This window comes from Rhizobacter sp. P5_C2, assembly GCF_054049715.1.
In genome coordinates, this window is sequence record NZ_JBFULV010000269.1 from 1 (window position 1) to 553 (window position 553).

A 553-nucleotide genomic window follows, 5' to 3' on the forward strand; every position below is an offset into this window, starting at 1 on the left:
GGCTGGCACCCGTCGCGGTCGCCGCGGCCGCCTCGGCAGCGCCCCCCGCGCCGCCGGTGATCACCTTGCCGTTTGCATTCGGCGGCCGGCTGATCACCGAGGCCGGCACCGCGGTGCTGCTCAACGAAGGCCCGCTGACCCACGTGCTGCCGGTCGGCGCGAGCCAGGGCGATTTCCGGCTCGATGCGGACACCGGCAGCCAGCTCGAATTCGTCCATGTTCCCAGCGGGCAGCGCCTGGTGCTGCCGCTTCAACCCTGAGCCGCCATGCCCGGTCTTCACGTTCGTCTGCTGTCTGCTGTGCTGTCTGCCGCGTTGGCCGCCGGCTGCGCGTCGTCGCCCGAACTCGATCGCGGCCGCGAGCTAGCCCTTACCGGCCGCACCGACGACGCGCTGCAGGTGCTGGAGGAAGGCTTGAAGCGCGCCCCGGACGACCTTCAACTGCGCGCCGCATTGCTGCGCCAGCGCGAGCTCGCACGCGCGCAATGGCTGGCCGCCGCCGAGGCGGCCGCGCAGGCGCGCCGGCCCGACGACGCCCGCGCGCTGTACGAGCG

At 73.6% G+C, this 553-nt stretch carries 2 protein-coding genes; both read left to right on the forward strand.

The genetic code is table 11. The features are described from left to right. A partial coding sequence (locus ACXJLU_RS33540; RefSeq protein WP_457338039.1) for a hypothetical protein occupies positions 1-260 on the forward strand: 260 nt, incomplete at its 5' end. A 6-nt stretch (positions 261-266) separates the two neighbouring features. Continuing rightward, positions 267-553 (forward strand): tetratricopeptide repeat protein (locus ACXJLU_RS33545; protein WP_457338040.1); only part of this gene is annotated, 287 nt, incomplete at its 3' end.